At 60.4% G+C, this 14,044-nt stretch carries 16 protein-coding genes; 8 read left to right on the plus strand and 8 right to left on the minus strand.

Going from position 1 to position 14,044, the window contains the following annotated elements; translation table 11 throughout:
• Nucleotides 1-55: 55 nt before the first annotated feature.
• The 6 genes from Q668_RS15420 to Q668_RS15445 all read right to left on the minus strand — a co-directional run bounded on the left by Q668_RS15420 (nt 56) and on the right by Q668_RS15445 (nt 4,434).
• Entirely contained in the window at nt 56-907 is an 852-nt protein-coding gene (locus Q668_RS15420; RefSeq protein WP_022990531.1) for a formate/nitrite transporter family protein, read from the minus strand.
• A gap of 296 nt (nt 908-1,203) precedes the next feature.
• Complete coding sequence (locus tag Q668_RS15425) at nt 1,204-1,977, minus strand: energy transducer TonB (RefSeq protein WP_022990532.1); 774 nt, start codon at nt 1,975-1,977, stop codon at nt 1,204-1,206.
• Nucleotides 1,974-2,384 carry an ExbD/TolR family protein gene (locus tag Q668_RS15430; RefSeq protein WP_022990533.1) on the minus strand — a complete coding sequence of 137 codons (411 nt, stop codon included), beginning with the start codon at nt 2,382-2,384 and terminating at the stop codon, nt 1,974-1,976. Before Q668_RS15430 ends, Q668_RS15425 begins: the two co-directional genes overlap by 4 nt.
• Nucleotides 2,381-2,776, minus strand: coding sequence for an ExbD/TolR family protein (locus Q668_RS15435; RefSeq protein WP_022990534.1), 396 nt, complete (start codon nt 2,774-2,776; stop codon nt 2,381-2,383). Before Q668_RS15435 ends, Q668_RS15430 begins: the two co-directional genes overlap by 4 nt.
• Nucleotides 2,763-3,548: a MotA/TolQ/ExbB proton channel family protein gene (locus Q668_RS17625; RefSeq protein WP_022990535.1), complete on the minus strand. Its 786-nt coding sequence runs from the start codon at nt 3,546-3,548 to the stop codon at nt 2,763-2,765. The genes Q668_RS15435 and Q668_RS17625 overlap by 14 nt, the downstream gene beginning before the upstream one ends.
• Before the next feature lie 121 nt (nt 3,549-3,669).
• Nucleotides 3,670-4,434, minus strand: a complete 765-nt coding sequence (locus Q668_RS15445) for a sulfite exporter TauE/SafE family protein (protein WP_022990536.1) — start codon at nt 4,432-4,434, stop codon at nt 3,670-3,672.
• A 97-nt stretch (nt 4,435-4,531) separates the two neighbouring features.
• Here Q668_RS15445 and Q668_RS15450 point away from each other — a divergent pair, with 97 nt between their 5' ends.
• The 6 genes from Q668_RS15450 to Q668_RS15475 all read left to right on the plus strand — a co-directional run bounded on the left by Q668_RS15450 (nt 4,532) and on the right by Q668_RS15475 (nt 10,305).
• Nucleotides 4,532-6,019: an amidase gene (locus tag Q668_RS15450; RefSeq protein ID WP_022990537.1), complete on the plus strand. Its 1,488-nt coding sequence runs from the start codon at nt 4,532-4,534 to the stop codon at nt 6,017-6,019.
• Nucleotides 6,020-6,163: 144 nt separating this feature from the next.
• Entirely contained in the window at nt 6,164-6,796 is a 633-nt protein-coding gene (locus Q668_RS15455; RefSeq protein ID WP_022990538.1) for a hypothetical protein, read from the plus strand.
• A gap of 107 nt (nt 6,797-6,903) precedes the next feature.
• Complete coding sequence (locus Q668_RS15460; RefSeq protein WP_022990539.1) at nt 6,904-7,911, plus strand: methionine ABC transporter ATP-binding protein; 1,008 nt, start codon at nt 6,904-6,906, stop codon at nt 7,909-7,911.
• Nucleotides 7,911-8,588 carry a methionine ABC transporter permease gene (locus tag Q668_RS15465; RefSeq protein WP_036220240.1) on the plus strand — a complete coding sequence of 226 codons (678 nt, stop codon included), beginning with the start codon at nt 7,911-7,913 and terminating at the stop codon, nt 8,586-8,588. The genes Q668_RS15460 and Q668_RS15465 overlap by 1 nt, the downstream gene beginning before the upstream one ends.
• Before the next feature lie 85 nt (nt 8,589-8,673).
• Complete coding sequence (locus Q668_RS15470; protein WP_022990541.1) at nt 8,674-9,456, plus strand: MetQ/NlpA family ABC transporter substrate-binding protein; 783 nt, start codon at nt 8,674-8,676, stop codon at nt 9,454-9,456.
• Between the two features lie 264 nt (nt 9,457-9,720).
• On the plus strand, nt 9,721-10,305 hold the full coding sequence (locus Q668_RS15475; RefSeq protein WP_022990542.1) for a YncE family protein: 585 nt from the start codon (nt 9,721-9,723) through the stop codon (nt 10,303-10,305).
• Nucleotides 10,306-10,371: 66 nt separating this feature from the next.
• On the opposite strand, the gene Q668_RS15480 is transcribed toward Q668_RS15475, so the two are convergent.
• Nucleotides 10,372-11,025, minus strand: coding sequence for a peroxiredoxin (locus tag Q668_RS15480; protein WP_022990543.1), 654 nt, complete (start codon nt 11,023-11,025; stop codon nt 10,372-10,374).
• Between the two features lie 149 nt (nt 11,026-11,174).
• Nucleotides 11,175-12,536, minus strand: coding sequence for an alanine/glycine:cation symporter family protein (locus tag Q668_RS15485; protein ID WP_022990544.1), 1,362 nt, complete (start codon nt 12,534-12,536; stop codon nt 11,175-11,177).
• A gap of 198 nt (nt 12,537-12,734) precedes the next feature.
• Between Q668_RS15485 and Q668_RS15490 the strand changes: the two genes are divergently transcribed.
• Nucleotides 12,735-13,166, plus strand: coding sequence for a CBS domain-containing protein (locus tag Q668_RS15490; protein ID WP_022990545.1), 432 nt, complete (start codon nt 12,735-12,737; stop codon nt 13,164-13,166).
• Between the two features lie 29 nt (nt 13,167-13,195).
• Nucleotides 13,196-14,044 (plus strand): S-formylglutathione hydrolase, encoded by an 849-nt coding sequence (fghA, locus tag Q668_RS15495; RefSeq protein ID WP_022990546.1) that lies wholly within the window; start codon nt 13,196-13,198, stop codon nt 14,042-14,044.

Genomic DNA, 14,044 nt, shown 5'->3' on the forward strand with positions numbered 1-14,044 from the left:
GGGGGTTGGGCGAGGAATTGCTCCCTGGGCAATAAATTGCCCAGGGAGCGGTGTGTCAGGCTGATTGCAGAACTTGGCGTTCTTTAACGGCAGGCGTGACCGGGCAGCGCTTGGGAGCGGTGCGTATATGGGTGGCGTAGAGGGTCAGGCCGGTGAAGGACAAACCGCCCACCAGGTTGCCCAGTACGGTCGGAATTTCGTTCCAGACGAAGTAGTCCATGATGCCGAACTCGCCGCCCATCAGCAGGGCAAAGGGGAACAGGAACATGTTGACGATGGAATGCTCAAAGCCCATGTAGAAGAACAGCATGATCGGCATCCACATGGCCAGTACCTTGCCCTGCACCGTGGTGGAGATCATCGCACCGACCACGCCCATCGACACCATCCAGTTACACAGCACGCCCCGCAGAAAGATGGTAAACCAGCCCGCTACGCCGTGTTCGGCGTAACCCAGGGTGCGGGCTTTGCCAATGGAAGCGATTTTTTCGCCTACCACACCGGGCTCGGTGTTGAAGCCGTAGGTGAAGACGAAGGCCATGATGGCGGCCACGGTGAGGGCGCCGCCGAAGTTACCGAGAAACACCCAGCCCCAGTTGCGCAGAATGCCCCGGGTATCCACGCCCGGGCGCCGGTCCAGAAGCGCCAGCGGCGTGAGCATGAACACGCCGGTGAGCAGGTCGAAGCCCATCAGGTAGAGCATGCAGAAGCCGACCGGGAACAGCATGGCGCCCGCCAGCGGGCTGCCGGTCTGGACGGTGACGGTGATGGCAAAGACGGCGGCCAGGGCGAGGATGGCGCCGGCCATGAAGGCCCGGATCAGGACATCCCGGGTGGCCATGGAGACTTTCGATTCTCCGGCGTCGACCATCTTGGTGACGAACTCGGAAGGCAGAATGTAGGACATAACGGATTCCTCCTGGTTTTCTGACGCGGTTGCCGGCGCCAAAAAAAAGGCGCCGCTCACGATTCGCGCTGAGAGCGAAGGTGAGCAGACGCCGTCGTCTGAAGTCGTTCATTTTCGGTGTGGCAGAGTGCTGGTCTGCTGAAGGAGTCTCTGCAGGGTTCGTGCCAGCTTCGGAAGTTCTAAAGAAAAAGCGGTGATTTCAATAGCAAGGCGAGTGTGTGCGCATGGTTAGCCGGCTAGTCCTGGCGCGGTCAGCAGCACTGATGCAGTGCAGCCTGCGTGGCACTGGTGCATTTTCAGCGCAAACTGAACCGAACCGGCAGGGCATAGGCAAAGGTTCGGCCCCGCATTTCCGGCGGCACGGCGGGCAGCGGTGCGGCTTGTTCCAGCATTTGCAGGGCGGCATCGTCCAGCAGGCGGTGGCCGGAGCTGTCCCGGAGCGAATGGTTCAGCAACTCGCCGGTGCGGGTGAACTCGAACACGATCACCGGTGTGCCCTGCTGACCCAGCCGGCGGGCCCGGCGCGGGTAGTCGTAGTAGCGGGCCAGGTGGCGGCTGAGTTTGCTCAGATAGCTGTTCACGTCGGCGGAGTTGCCGGCGGTCTGCAGAGGCACGGCATCCTGGCTTTCCGAGGCATCGCCCTCTTCCCCGGATGTCTCAGTCGCTTCTGAAATATCGGCCGCAGGGGCAGGCTCTGCCGGCGTGGGTGCCGGTTCCGAAGCAGGCTCCGGTGTTGGCTCGGGTTCAGGTTCTGGCCGAGGTTCGGGTTTCGGAGCCGGTTCGGGCTTGGGATCGGGTTTGGGCTTTGGCTTGGGGGCCGGCTTGGGCTCGGGTTTCGGTTTCGGCGCGGGCTCTGGCTTGGCAGGGGGAGCCGCGGGTGTTTCCACCGGCGCAGGTGTTTTTCGGCCAGCCAGGCTGATCTTGATAGCCGGTGCGGTGTTCACAGCGCTGTCGCCCAGGGTAGCCAGGGGTATGGGTTTGTCCGGTGCCGCCAGCGTCAGCCCGAAGCCGGCAGCGGCTATGGCCAGCACCAGAAACAACAACTTGGAGCCCTTGTGTTGCGGCATCATTGCCCGGGCTCCGTCAGCAGCAGAACCTCGGTGTAGCCGCCCTGCTCCAGGACGGACAGCAGCGCTTCCAGGTCGGACATGGTAAGCGACTGGTCTGCGGCAATTCTCAGGGGATTGCTGTCATCGGGTTGCGGCAGGGCGGCCAGCAGCTGTTCTTCGCCCAGCACCTTGCCCTGCACTTTCCACTGGCCATCGGCTGCGACCATCAGGTCGGCTTCGGGGGCACGTTCCTGTTGCTGTCGGGCTGCACCGGGCAGCTCGGGCAGGGGCTCGTTGGTCAGCTGGCCGGCCACGATAAAGAAGATCAGCAGCAGGAACACCAGGTTGATCAGCGGCAGCAGGGCGTCTTCAACCCGGTCCAGCAGGCCTTTGCCGGAGGTTGATGGAGGAGGAACCAGTTCTGTCATAGGTCGTTGGTGCTTTGGCGATTCCAGTGCGCTTCCACGCCGGCGTTGTCCAGGGCGCTCAGGGTGCGGGTGAAATCTGCCAGGCGGGTATCGGCGGTGGTGCCCAGGTTGGCTTCCCGGATGCCGGCTGCCTTCAGTGCTTCCAGTAATTCCCCGAGGCTGTAGCGGTTGTCCTGCCACACTACCTGGCCGCTGGCGGTTACCTGCAGCTCAGGCAGGGGCTCGCCGGTCACACTGCTGCGGCTTTCAGTGTTATTGCCCAGCTCCAGGTAGTCCACGGGCAGCAAGCGGGTGGTCAGCATGAAAAACACCAGCAAAATAAACACCACATCAATCAGCGGTGTAATCCGGATCGGTAGTGGCCGGTTGGGCCGGGGTTCAACCAGCTGCATGGGCGAAGCGCGGGCTGTCGTTGCCGGAATAATTACGGGTGTCAGCGGCTTTTGAGGGTTCATCCGCTGGGACAGCCTGCGGCGCGCCGGCGGCCTCACCCGACGGCACCACATTGAACACGCTGACCAGTGCGCTGTTGATGGTCTTGTGAATCCGGCGCAGGCGGAATTCGATCCAGGCGGCCAGGGCGGCAAAGGGAATGGCGACTATCAGGCCTGCAGCGGTGGTCATCAGGGCTTCGTAGATACCGCCACTGAGCTGGCTGGCGTTGGCCCGGCCTTCGGTGGCGGCCATGGCGCTGAAGGCTTCCATCATGCCCATGACGGTGCCCAGCAGGCCCAGCAGCGGAGCCAGGGCGGCAATCACTTCGATGATTTTCAGCGGTGCTTCAAAGGGTTCCAGTGCACCCTGGGCATCCCGCACGGCGGTCTCGCGCACGGCCGGGGTGTTGGGGTTGGTCTGGCAGGCGCTCATGGTATTTACCAGCAGGTGCATCAGCGGGTTGCCGCGACCGAAAAAGCCGGCTTGCTGGCGCACCTGTTCCGGGCGGGTGTCCGACGGCGCAGATTGCCACTGGTCTACCAGGGTGCGCAGCTTGCGGGTGTATCGTGGGGCGTAGAAGCTGCCGTACAGCATCAGGTAAACAAAGGTAACGGTACCGATCACCGCCAGGGCAATCAGCACAACCATGATCGGGCCGCCCATGTCGACCAGCTGGTTTAACGGACTGAGTTCGGTAAGGGGCTCGGCTACGGCGCTGAAGGGTTCCATGAAGCAACACTCGGAAAAATGAAAACAGAACTAAATAATAACTATTATCACTAGAATTACAAGTGGGAATGCGAATGTGTTGCAACGGGCTGGCTGCTTTTCGAAACAGTGCGGAGGTGTGTCAGCCGAACCAGCCGGCTGACTGCGCCGCCTGCCATAACAGCCGCAGTGCCAACAGGGTCAGCACCACGTTGAACGCCAGGCTGAACCAGCGGTTGGTCATGGTGTTCAGCAGGCGCAGCCCCAGCCAGGTGCCGGCAAAGCCGCAGGCAATCATGGCGACAATGAACAGTAGCCATTCCGAGAACACAAAGCCGGCAAAGCCGAACACCAGGGCTTTGGGCGCATGCTGCAGGGTCATGGCGGCGGCAAAGGTGGATACGGTTTTAAAACGGTCGGTGTGAATCTGCTTGATGAATGCGGCTACCAAAGGACCGGTGGCACCCACAAACAGGCTGATAAAACTGGTGATGGCCGAGGCCAGGAAAATACCGGCCGGCCCGAAAGAGGCCTTGGGCAGTTTCGGGCCCCAGCACAGATACAGCACGAAGCCGGCAATGGTCAGCTGCCAGAGGTGAGCGGGAAGGTTGACCAGTAACCAGGCACCCAGGGCCGCCCCCGCCACAACACCCGGCGCAAAGGCGAGAATCACCCGCCAGTCTATATGGCGAAAGGTCAGTACTGCCCTGCCGGTGTTGGAGCCCAGCTGGATCATTCCGTGGACAGGAATAATCGCCGCTGGCGGAATCCAGGTGGCCATCAGCACCAGCAGCAATACACCACCACCGGCGCCCAGCACGGCAGTCAGCATGGAGGTAACGGCGGAGGCCGCCAGCAGGAATAATCCCACGCCCGTGCTCAGGGCTTCCGGGAACAGCAGATCCATGGCACTCACCTAACGATTGTCGTAAGCTCCGGAGTTTCCGGATTACACCCGAAATGTCCAGCCGGATTGCACCACAAAACAACAAGCAGGGTTGCCGATGAAACAGTCTGAATATCTGAGCTTTGATGCCACCGCACTGGCTGACCTGATTCGCCGGGGCGACGTCAGCGCCCGGGAAGTGGCCGAAGCGGCCATCGACCGGGCCAACCGGGTGAATGGCAAACTCAACGCGATATGTCATCCGCAGTTCACCGAAGCCCTGGAACAGGGTTTCCCTGAGGACGGGCCCTTTGCCGGCGTGCCGATACTGTTGAAAGACCTGGCCCAGGAGCAGGCCGGCCATCCCTGCAGCTATGGCAGCCGGGCCCTGAGCACCAATGTACCGACCCGGGATTCGGAATTCGTGCGCCGTGCCCGCAACGCCGGGCTGGTGTTTCTGGGGCGCACGGCTACGCCGGAATTCGGCCTGAAGGCGGTGACGGAATCCGAGCTTTGGGGCCCCAGCCGCAATCCCTGGAACACCGACCTTACCCCCGGCGGTTCCAGCGGTGGTTCCGGTGCTGCGGTGGCGGCTGGCATTGTGCCCATGGCCGGTGCCAACGATGGTGGCGGCTCCATTCGTATTCCGGCCGCCTACAATGGCTTGTTCGGGCTGAAACCGTCCCGGGGCCGCATCTCAGTGGGCCCGCATATGGGTGAGGCCTGGACCGGCGCCTCCACCGATCACGTGGTGTCCCGCACCGTGCGAGACAGCGCGGCCATGCTGGATGTGCTGGCCGGCCCCGCCAGCGGTGACCCGTTCCGCATTCCTGCGCCCGAATCGTCGTTTCTCGAACAGATGCAGCAATCCCCCGGCAAGCTGAAAATCGGTGTGTTCACCTCCTCACCCTACGACACCGACGTGGCCCCGGAATGCGTGGCGGCGGTGGAAGAAACCGCGAGAATGCTGGAGGGGCTCGGGCATGAGGTGGAATACGCCCGTCCGGACTTTGACGGCATGGCCCTGGCCCGGTGCTACCTGTCCCTGTATTTCGGGGAAGTCTCGGCCCTGATGGACAGCGCCCGGGAACGTTTCGGCGCCACGGATAAAGACTTTGAACTGGAAACCCGCCTGCTGGGAATGCTCGGCCGCACCATGCCTCTGCCGGACTACGTTCGGAGGCGCCAGCAGTGGAATGACTTTGCCCGGGCCCTGGGGGCGTTCTTCGACCGCTTTGACCTGTACCTGAGCCCCACGACCGGCCAGTTACCGGCACAGATTGGCCAGATGGATACCCCGGCGCACCTGAAGCTGGTCGCCCGGCTGATGCTGGGCCTGAAAGCCGGCAAACTGGTACACCGTTCAGGACAGGTAGACCAGATGGCCCTGGAAAGCCTGGCCCGCACCCCCTTCACCCAGCTGGCCAACCTGACCGGAACCCCGGCAATGTCGGTGCCCATGCACTGGACCCGCGACGGGCTGCCGGTGGGCGTTCAGTTCGGCGCGGCCCACGGCGGTGAAGGCGGCTTGCTGCAACTGGCCGCCCAGCTGGAGGAAGCCAACCCCTGGTTTGCCAACTACGAGCGTCTGGAATCGGCATTCTGAAGAAACTGTGCGGATTTGTTGGTCAGGGGTTGTGATCCGGGCCAACAAACTCCACGTTTATCTTTCCATGTGGAACAGGCTATGCTGTAGGGCAGGGACTCCGCTCCCTGACCACCCTGATGGCATCGAGGAGGCGAGCATCTTATGAACCAATCGATGGCAATCGACGATCTGGTATCCGTAGCACAGGCCGAAGCCATGGGGGAGCTGGATGCCCCGATGATGGCAATTGTTCTCTCCAGCGATGAGAGCTACGACCTGCCCATCAACTCCCTGGAAACCGATGCCGACAAGGCCCGCTGGGGCCTGATTCTGCGTGCCGCCCGTGAGCATGTAGAAGCCGACGCGGTGGCTGTGCTTTACCCGGCCTGGACCACCATCCGCCGCAAGCCGGCTGAAAGCGAAGAACCCGAAGAGTCTGAAAAGTCCGACGTGCAGGCTTCAGAAGCCGATGACGGGAATGCAGACGACGACAAAGGCCCCATCGACACCCTGTTCGTACAGCTGCACACCCGCGACAGGATTTACTGGCGTGGCTTCGAACAAATCCGCGACCCGCGGCACCAGCGCATCATCGGCTTCCGCCGGATCAAGGCGCTGTCCACCGACTACGAACGGGATAACGCGCCCTCCGTGGCGGCCTGGCTCAGTACTCTGTTCGAGCCGCTGCCGGAAGAAGGCGAACAAACCGACATCGACCAGGAACTGGCAAACCTGCTGGAAGAGCCGGAAGTGAGTGCTGCGCTCTACCCCCGGCAGATGCGGGCCCTGCATTGACGGATAAGGGCAAGTACACACGGCAGTGATTCGGGTTTGATCAGCGAATAGGCTATAATCGTCGGTTTTATCTTGCACCCTCAAGGCACTGAACCAGGGCACTGACCGTGATTGTATTTGACCAGGTACAAAAGTCGTATCAGGTGGCCGGCCGGGCGATCCCCGCGTTGCATGCCACCAGTATGACCATAGAAACCGGCGAAGTATTCGGCATCGTCGGCCATTCCGGTGCGGGCAAGTCGACCCTTGTCCGCCTGATCAACATGCTCGAGCCAGCGACCGGTGGCCGCATCCTGATCGATAACGAAGACATCACCCGCTACAGCGCCGCCGAGCTCAGGGCTTTCCGCCGCAAAGTGGGCATGATCTTCCAGCACTTCAACCTGTTGTCGTCCAAAACTGTGGCCGACAACATCGCCTTCCCCATGAAACTGGCGGGTATCTACTCGAAAACCGAGATCCGGGAACGGGTGGAAGAACTGCTGGCCCGGGTCAGCCTGAGCGAACATGCCAACAAATACCCGTCCCAGTTGTCCGGCGGCCAGAAACAGCGCGTGGGCATTGCCCGGGCCCTGGCCTGCCGCCCGACCATCCTGCTGTGTGACGAAGCCACCAGCGCCCTGGATCCGCAAACCACCCAGTCAGTACTGAAACTGCTCGGCGACATCAACAAGGAACTGGGCCTGACCATCGTGCTGATCACCCACGAAATGGACGTGGTACGCCGGGTATGCGACCGGGTTGCGGTGATGGACGCCGGCCGGGTAGTGGAAATGGGCCCGGTGAGCGACGTGTTCCTGCACCCGCAGCACCCCACCACCCGGGATTTCGTGTTCGAAAGCGAGAACGTAGACCGCGACGAACTGCAGGAAGACCTGCAAAAAGCCAACGGCCGCATCCTGCGACTGACCTTCAAAGGCGAATCCACCTACAAGCCGCTGCTGGGCAGCGTGGCCCGGGAATCCGGTGTGGATTTCAGCATCCTGTCCGGCCGGATCGACCACATTAAAGACACCCCCTACGGCCAGCTGACCCTGTCACTGGTGGGCGGTGATCTCGACATTGCCATGCAGGCGCTGGAAGCCGCCGACGTTCACGTGGAGGTGGTGCGCTGATGGAAGCTTTAATGGAAACCCTGATGGGCAACGTAGACTGGGCCGAAATCGGCTGGGCCAGCTGGGACACCCTGGTGATGGTCGGTATGTCGTTGCTGTTCAGCGTCCTGATCGGCCTGCCCGTCGGCGTACTGCTGTTCCTGTTCGGCAAACGCCAGCTGCTGGAACAACCGGTGGCCTACGCGGTGCTGTCGTTTGTAGTCAACGTACTGCGCTCGGTACCCTTTATCATCCTGCTGATCGTGATGATCCCGTTCACCGTCATGCTGATCGGCACCTCCCTGGGCGTAGCCGGGGCCATCCCGCCGCTGGTGGCCGGTGGCGCACCCTTCTTCGCACGCTTGGTGGAAACCTCCCTGCGGGAAGTCGACCGCGGCATCATCGAAGCCACCCAGGCCATGGGAGCAAACGTAAGGCAGATCATCTTCGGCGCCTTGCTGCCGGAAGCGCTTCCCGGCATTATCGCGGGTATTACGGTTACTGCCATCACGCTGGTGTCCTACGCAGCCATGTCTGGCGTGATCGGTGGCGGTGGCCTAGGTGACCTGGCCATTCGCTTCGGTTACCAGCGTTTTCAAACCGATGTGATGGTGATAACCGTCGCTTTGCTGGTGATTTTTGTACAGCTGTTGCAGATGGCGGGTGACCGCCTTGTGTTGTATTTCAGCAGAAAGTAACCGGACTCACCTGCGGAGTCTGATATAGGCCACCGGCCGTATTCCCGAACATGATGCATTCGTTAATGCTTTAAGGAGAGATTTGATGAATCTGAAGAAAACCCTGGTAGCCATCGCTGCCGTAGCAACCTTCTCCTCAGCCGCCTTCGCTGAAAAGCTGTCGGTAGCTGCTACCCCTGTTCCCCATGCGGAACTGCTGGAATTTGTGAAGCCGGCACTGGCTGAACAAGGCGTTGAGCTGGACGTGAAAGTCTTCACCGACTACGTACAGCCGAACATCCAGGTCGACCAGAAGCGTATGGACGCCAACTTCTTCCAGCACCAGCCGTATCTGGATGAATTCAACGCCGGCCGCGGCACAGACCTGGTGACTGTCACCGGTGTCCACGTTGAGCCGTTTGGCGCCTACTCCAGCAAGATCAAGTCCCTGGACGAGCTGAAAGACGGCGCGGTTGTGGCTATCCCCAATGACCCCACCAACGGCGGCCGTGCCCTGCTGCTGCTGCAGAAAGCCGGTCTGATCACCCTGGAAGACGAGAGCAAGATCACCGCCACCCCGCGTGACATTGCCGACAACCCCAAAGACCTGGACTTCAAGGAACTGGAAGCCGCCACGCTGCCGCGTATCCTGAACCAGGTAGACGTTGCCCTGATCAACACCAACTACGCGCTGGAAGCAGGCCTGAACCCGTCTGAAGATGCCCTGGTGATTGAAGGTGCCGAGTCTCCTTATGTGAATATCCTGGTTGCCCGTCCGGACAACAAGGACAGCGAAGCCATGCAGAAGCTGGCCAACGCCCTGAAGTCCGATGCGGTAAAAGACTTCATCATGGAGAAGTATGAAGGTGCGGTAGTCCCGGCGTTCTGATACCAACCGGGTAACCGACTGAAATCAAAAGGACAGGCTGAGACCTGTCCTTTTTTTATACCTGCAGTTGGCCGAAATGACGGGCCGGGTGTCAGTTGCGTCATGTGTCTGATTGCCTAAAAAAGGTACAAGTGTTCGCCGAAAAAGGAAATCGGCCAGTTCCCGACCGGCAATTCGCCCCACGAAAATGTCTATTCCAGGGATGGCAGCAAGATTTACCACGCCAGCATCGGCCACGTTTTCACCCCGCTGGACAAGAACCTGATGGATTTCACCAAGGGCGAGCGACGGTTCCAGGTGGTGGATGCAGAATCCCTGGAAATCATCGAGCAGTTCGACTTTGCCGAAAAACTGGATGTGGCCGGCTACAGTGACCTGAGCCCCGCCATCCGGCCCATGGCCCATACACCGGATGAACGCTTCTTCTACTTCCAGCTGTCGTTCCTGCACGGCTTTGTGGAGTACGACATGGAGCAGGGCGTGGTCACCCGCCGGGCGGCGCTGCCAAACCTGGTACCGGATATGCCACGGGAGCTCTACATCAACGATTCCGCCCACCACGGCATTGCCATGAACGGCAAAGGCGACACCCTGTGTGTCGCCGGCACCATGAGCGATTACGTGGCAATTGTGGACCGGGAAACCTTCGACTACAGGGTGCTGACCGGGCTGGGTGAGAAGCCCTATTGGGTAACCACCAATGCCAAGGGTGACCGCTGCTATATTTCCTGGAGTGGTACCGACCAGATGTCGGTGATTGATATCGACAGTGCCAGCGAGATTGCCCGGGTGGATGTGGGGGATCATCCCCAGCGTATCCGTGAAGGCCGGGTGCCGGCCAGCTGGTAAGCCTGAAACAGAAAAGGGCAGGTGTTCAACCTGCCCTTTTCGTGACTGCTATACAGAACCGGAGGCTCAGTCGCCGCTCCAGTTGGAGGACGGGTCTGGTGTCATCCGCAGGTAGGACTTAACGGCCTTGTAGCCTTTCGGAAAACGTTTCTTGATTTCCTCTTCGTCCTGCAGGGACGGCACAATCACCACATCGCCACCTTTTTCCCAGTTGCCCGGGGTGGCCACTTTGTGTTCGTCGGTCAGCTGCAGCGAGTCGATCACCCGCAGCACTTCGTTGAAGTTACGACCGGTAGAGGCCGGATAGGTGATGATCAGGCGCACCTTCTTGTTCGGGTCGATCACGAACAGCGAGCGAACGGTCAGGGTGCTGTCAGCGTTGGGGTGGATCATGTCGTACAGCTTGGCCACTTTGCTGTCGTGGTCGGCAATGATCGGGAAGTTAACGCTGCAACCCTGGGTTTCGTTGATGTCCTTGATCCACTCCTGGTGGGAGTCCACCGGGTCGACACTCAGGGCGATTGCCTTGACGTTACGCTTGCCGAACTCGTCCTTCAGCTTGGCGGTCAGGCCAAGTTCGGTGGTGCAAACCGGTGTGAAGTCCGCCGGGTGAGAGAACAGCACGCCCCAGCTGTCGCCGAGCCAGTCGTAGAACCGGATGGTGCCTTCGCTGGATTCCTGTTCGAAATCCGGTGCGGTATCTCCAAGACGCAAGGTCATAGTCAGTCTCCTTTCCTTTGCACGGTTTTTGTACGGCCACTTTGCCAGTGTCTACCAGTAACTCTGGTACCGGATGATCCGGATAACAAGGGGTAGTTGACCCGGATCATCCAACACTTTGGTCACATCCTTATGACAATCCCTGGCGGTTAACGGTAACCGGCAGCCTTTTGCTTCTCGAAATATTCCCGTGTCAGCTTGAACACCACCGGGCTGAGCAGCAACAGGGCGATCAGGTTAGGCAGCGCCATCATGGCGTTCAGGGTATCTGCTACCAGCCAGATAAAGCCCAGGTTCACCGTGGCACCCACCGGAATCGCAATGATCCACAGCACCCGGTACGGCACAATGGCTTTCACCCCGAACAGGAACTCGATGCTGCGCTCGCCGTAGAACGACCAGCCGATGATGGTGGTGAAGGCGAAAATGGCCAGTGCGATGGCGACCACATAGTTACCGAAGCCCGGCAGGCCGGTTTCAAAGGCCAGTGAGGTCAGGGCTGCACCGGTTTCACCGGAGGTCCAGGCGCCGGAGGTGATAATGACCAGGCCGGTGATGCTGCACACGATGATGGTATCGATGAAGGTGCCCAGCATGGCCACCATGCCCTGCTTGACCGGGTTTTTGGTCTGGGCCGCAGCATGGGCAATGGGTGCAGAACCCAGGCCGGCTTCGTTGGAGAAAATACCCCGGGCCACACCGAAGCGGATGGCCGCCCACACTGCGGCGCCGGCAAAGCCACCCTCGGCTGCGGCAGGGCTGAAGGCGTAGCTGAATACCATGCTGATGGCGTCCGGAATCGCGTTGGCGTTGATGGCCAGGACGATAAGGCCGATCAGCACGTAGGACACCGCCATGAACGGCACCAGGGCACTGGCGACCTGGCCGATGCGCTTGATACCACCAATCAGCACCAGGCCCACCAGGACCATCAGGATAACGCCGGTTACCCAGTGCGGCAGGTTGAAGTTGGTTGCCAGCACATCAGCCACCGAGTTGGCCTGTACGGTATTGCCGATGCCGAAGGCTGCGATCGAGGCAAAGACGGCAAACAATACACCCAGCCAGGCCCACTTGCTGCCCAGGCCGTTTCGGATGTAGTACATGGGGCCACCCACGTGATTGCCGCGCTCGTCAACCTCCCGGAAGCGAACGGCCAATACGGCTTCGGAATACTTGGTGGCCATACCCACCAGGGCGGTCAGCCACATCCAGAACAGCGCACCAGGGCCGCCGAGGAAGACCGCCGTGGCCACGCCGGCAATGTTGCCGGTGCCCACGGTGGCAGACAGCGCCGTCATCAGGGCCTGGAACGGCGGAATGTCACCGTCGTCCTCATCGCCCCGGGCCCGACCGCTCCACATCAGCCGGAAGCCGGCGCCAAGTTTCATGATCGGCATCAGTTTCAGGCCAATACTCAGGAACAGGCCGACACCCAGAATCATGACCAGCATGGGCGGGCCCCAAACCAGCCCGTTGATATCATTAACAAAATTTGAAATGGCTTCCATGGAGACTCCCGGTTTTTGCCACGGATCTATTATGTTTTTTGGCCTTGTTAAGGCATAACTCCTTGAGTTTAGTCGACTATTTGTTCATGTAAACCGTTTTTGCCGCCGTGGTTTCCTATTTGCGGGCGAATTGCCTATGTTTAGGGTAACCGGAATCGCTTTCCGGCCAGTTGAATCTGACACCGAGGGGAGCAGTTGATGCGCTCACTGAAGATTTCCGAAGTCATGTGGAACCATATTGAACCCATTCGCTGCGGCACACCGCTGCCACGGGTGGTGAAGGCGCTGCTTGAGAACCACGTTTCCGGGCTGCCGGTAGTGGACGACCAGCGCCATGTGCTGGGCTTTGTGTCGGAGCAGGACTGCATTCATGCACTGCTGGTGAGTAACTACCATGGCGAAGGCGAGCCCATGGTAGACGACGTGATGTTCCATAACCCGCTGACGGTATCCCCGGATATGTCGGTGGTAGACCTGGCCCAGAACCTGGGTGCCGGTAAACCGAAAGTGTATCCGGTGGTTGATCATGGGAAACTGGTGGGTATTGTTACCCGTACAGCCATCCTGTCCCAGCTGGCAAAGGCAGGCTACACCATGGAGAAATCCCGCTTTGCCAGTGCCGAGGACTGAGGTACCCATTCAACAGAATCAGGACTGCTATGGAACTGTTATCGACCAACGTCTGTTTTGACGGCGAACACCGCCGCTATCGCCATACCTCGGCCACGCTGCAGTGTGTGATGGAATTTGCGGTTTTCCTGCCCCCGGCGGCACTGGGCACCAATGGCAAGCCGGTACCGGTGTTGTACTGGCTCTCGGGGCTGACCTGCACAGACCAGAACTTCATGCAGAAAGCCGGCGCCCAGAAGCTGGCAGCAAAGCTCGGCCTGGCGATTGTCTGCCCGGACACCAGCCCCCGGGGCCTGAACCTGCCGGGTGAAGACGACAGCTACGATTTCGGCTCCGGTGCCGGCTTCTATGTGAACGCGACCGAGCAGCCCTGGGCACCCCATTACCGGATGTACGATTACGTGGTGAAGGAATTGCCGCAGCTGGTGGAAACCGAACTGCCATTGAGTGGTGAGCGGGCCGTCAGCGGGCACTCCATGGGCGGCCACGGTGCTCTGATTTGTGCCCTGAAGAATCCCGGTTTCTACAAATCCGTGTCGGCGTTCGCACCCATTGCCAACCCGATGGCCTGCCCCTGGGGTCAGAAAGCCTTTACCGGTTACCTGGGGTCAGACCAGGGACGCTGGGAAGAGTGGGATGCCACCCGGTTGATTCCGGGGGCCGAGGAGCGCTTGCCCCTGTTGATTGACCAGGGCACCGCCGATGAATTCCTGGAGCAGCAGCTGAACCCGGAAGCGCTGGCGGATGCCTGCGAGAAGCACCATCACCACATCAATCTGCGCATGCACCGGGGCTACGACCACAGCTATTTCTTCATTGCCTCGTTCATTGATGACCACCTGAACCACCACGCCCGGGCATTGGGCCTGGTGGCCTGA

Source organism: Marinobacter sp. ES-1 (genome assembly GCF_000475255.1).
Classification (GTDB): Bacteria; Pseudomonadota; Gammaproteobacteria; order Pseudomonadales; family Oleiphilaceae; genus Marinobacter; species Marinobacter vinifirmus.

What these genes read in the sequence shown, in the direction of transcription:
- Q668_RS15480 (WP_022990543.1), bottom strand. Translation starts at nt 11,025, where the DNA reads ATGACCTTGCGTCTTGGAGATACCGCACCGGATTTCGAACAGGAATCC.
- Q668_RS15475 (WP_022990542.1), top strand. Translation starts at nt 9,721, where the DNA reads ATGGATTTCACCAAGGGCGAGCGACGGTTCCAGGTGGTGGATGCAGAA.
- Q668_RS15435 (WP_022990534.1), bottom strand. Translation starts at nt 2,776, where the DNA reads ATGCAGCTGGTTGAACCCCGGCCCAACCGGCCACTACCGATCCGGATT.
- Q668_RS15490 (WP_022990545.1), top strand. Translation starts at nt 12,735, where the DNA reads ATGCGCTCACTGAAGATTTCCGAAGTCATGTGGAACCATATTGAACCC.
- fghA (WP_022990546.1), top strand. Translation starts at nt 13,196, where the DNA reads ATGGAACTGTTATCGACCAACGTCTGTTTTGACGGCGAACACCGCCGC.
- Q668_RS15455 (WP_022990538.1), top strand. Translation starts at nt 6,164, where the DNA reads ATGAACCAATCGATGGCAATCGACGATCTGGTATCCGTAGCACAGGCC.
- Q668_RS15470 (WP_022990541.1), top strand. Translation starts at nt 8,674, where the DNA reads ATGAATCTGAAGAAAACCCTGGTAGCCATCGCTGCCGTAGCAACCTTC.
- Q668_RS15425 (WP_022990532.1), bottom strand. Translation starts at nt 1,977, where the DNA reads ATGATGCCGCAACACAAGGGCTCCAAGTTGTTGTTTCTGGTGCTGGCC.
- Q668_RS15450 (WP_022990537.1), top strand. Translation starts at nt 4,532, where the DNA reads ATGAAACAGTCTGAATATCTGAGCTTTGATGCCACCGCACTGGCTGAC.
- Q668_RS17625 (WP_022990535.1), bottom strand. Translation starts at nt 3,548, where the DNA reads ATGGAACCCTTCAGCGCCGTAGCCGAGCCCCTTACCGAACTCAGTCCG.
- Q668_RS15430 (WP_022990533.1), bottom strand. Translation starts at nt 2,384, where the DNA reads ATGACAGAACTGGTTCCTCCTCCATCAACCTCCGGCAAAGGCCTGCTG.
- Q668_RS15445 (WP_022990536.1), bottom strand. Translation starts at nt 4,434, where the DNA reads ATGGATCTGCTGTTCCCGGAAGCCCTGAGCACGGGCGTGGGATTATTC.
- Q668_RS15420 (WP_022990531.1), bottom strand. Translation starts at nt 907, where the DNA reads ATGTCCTACATTCTGCCTTCCGAGTTCGTCACCAAGATGGTCGACGCC.
- Q668_RS15485 (WP_022990544.1), bottom strand. Translation starts at nt 12,536, where the DNA reads ATGGAAGCCATTTCAAATTTTGTTAATGATATCAACGGGCTGGTTTGG.
- Q668_RS15465 (WP_036220240.1), top strand. Translation starts at nt 7,911, where the DNA reads ATGGAAGCTTTAATGGAAACCCTGATGGGCAACGTAGACTGGGCCGAA.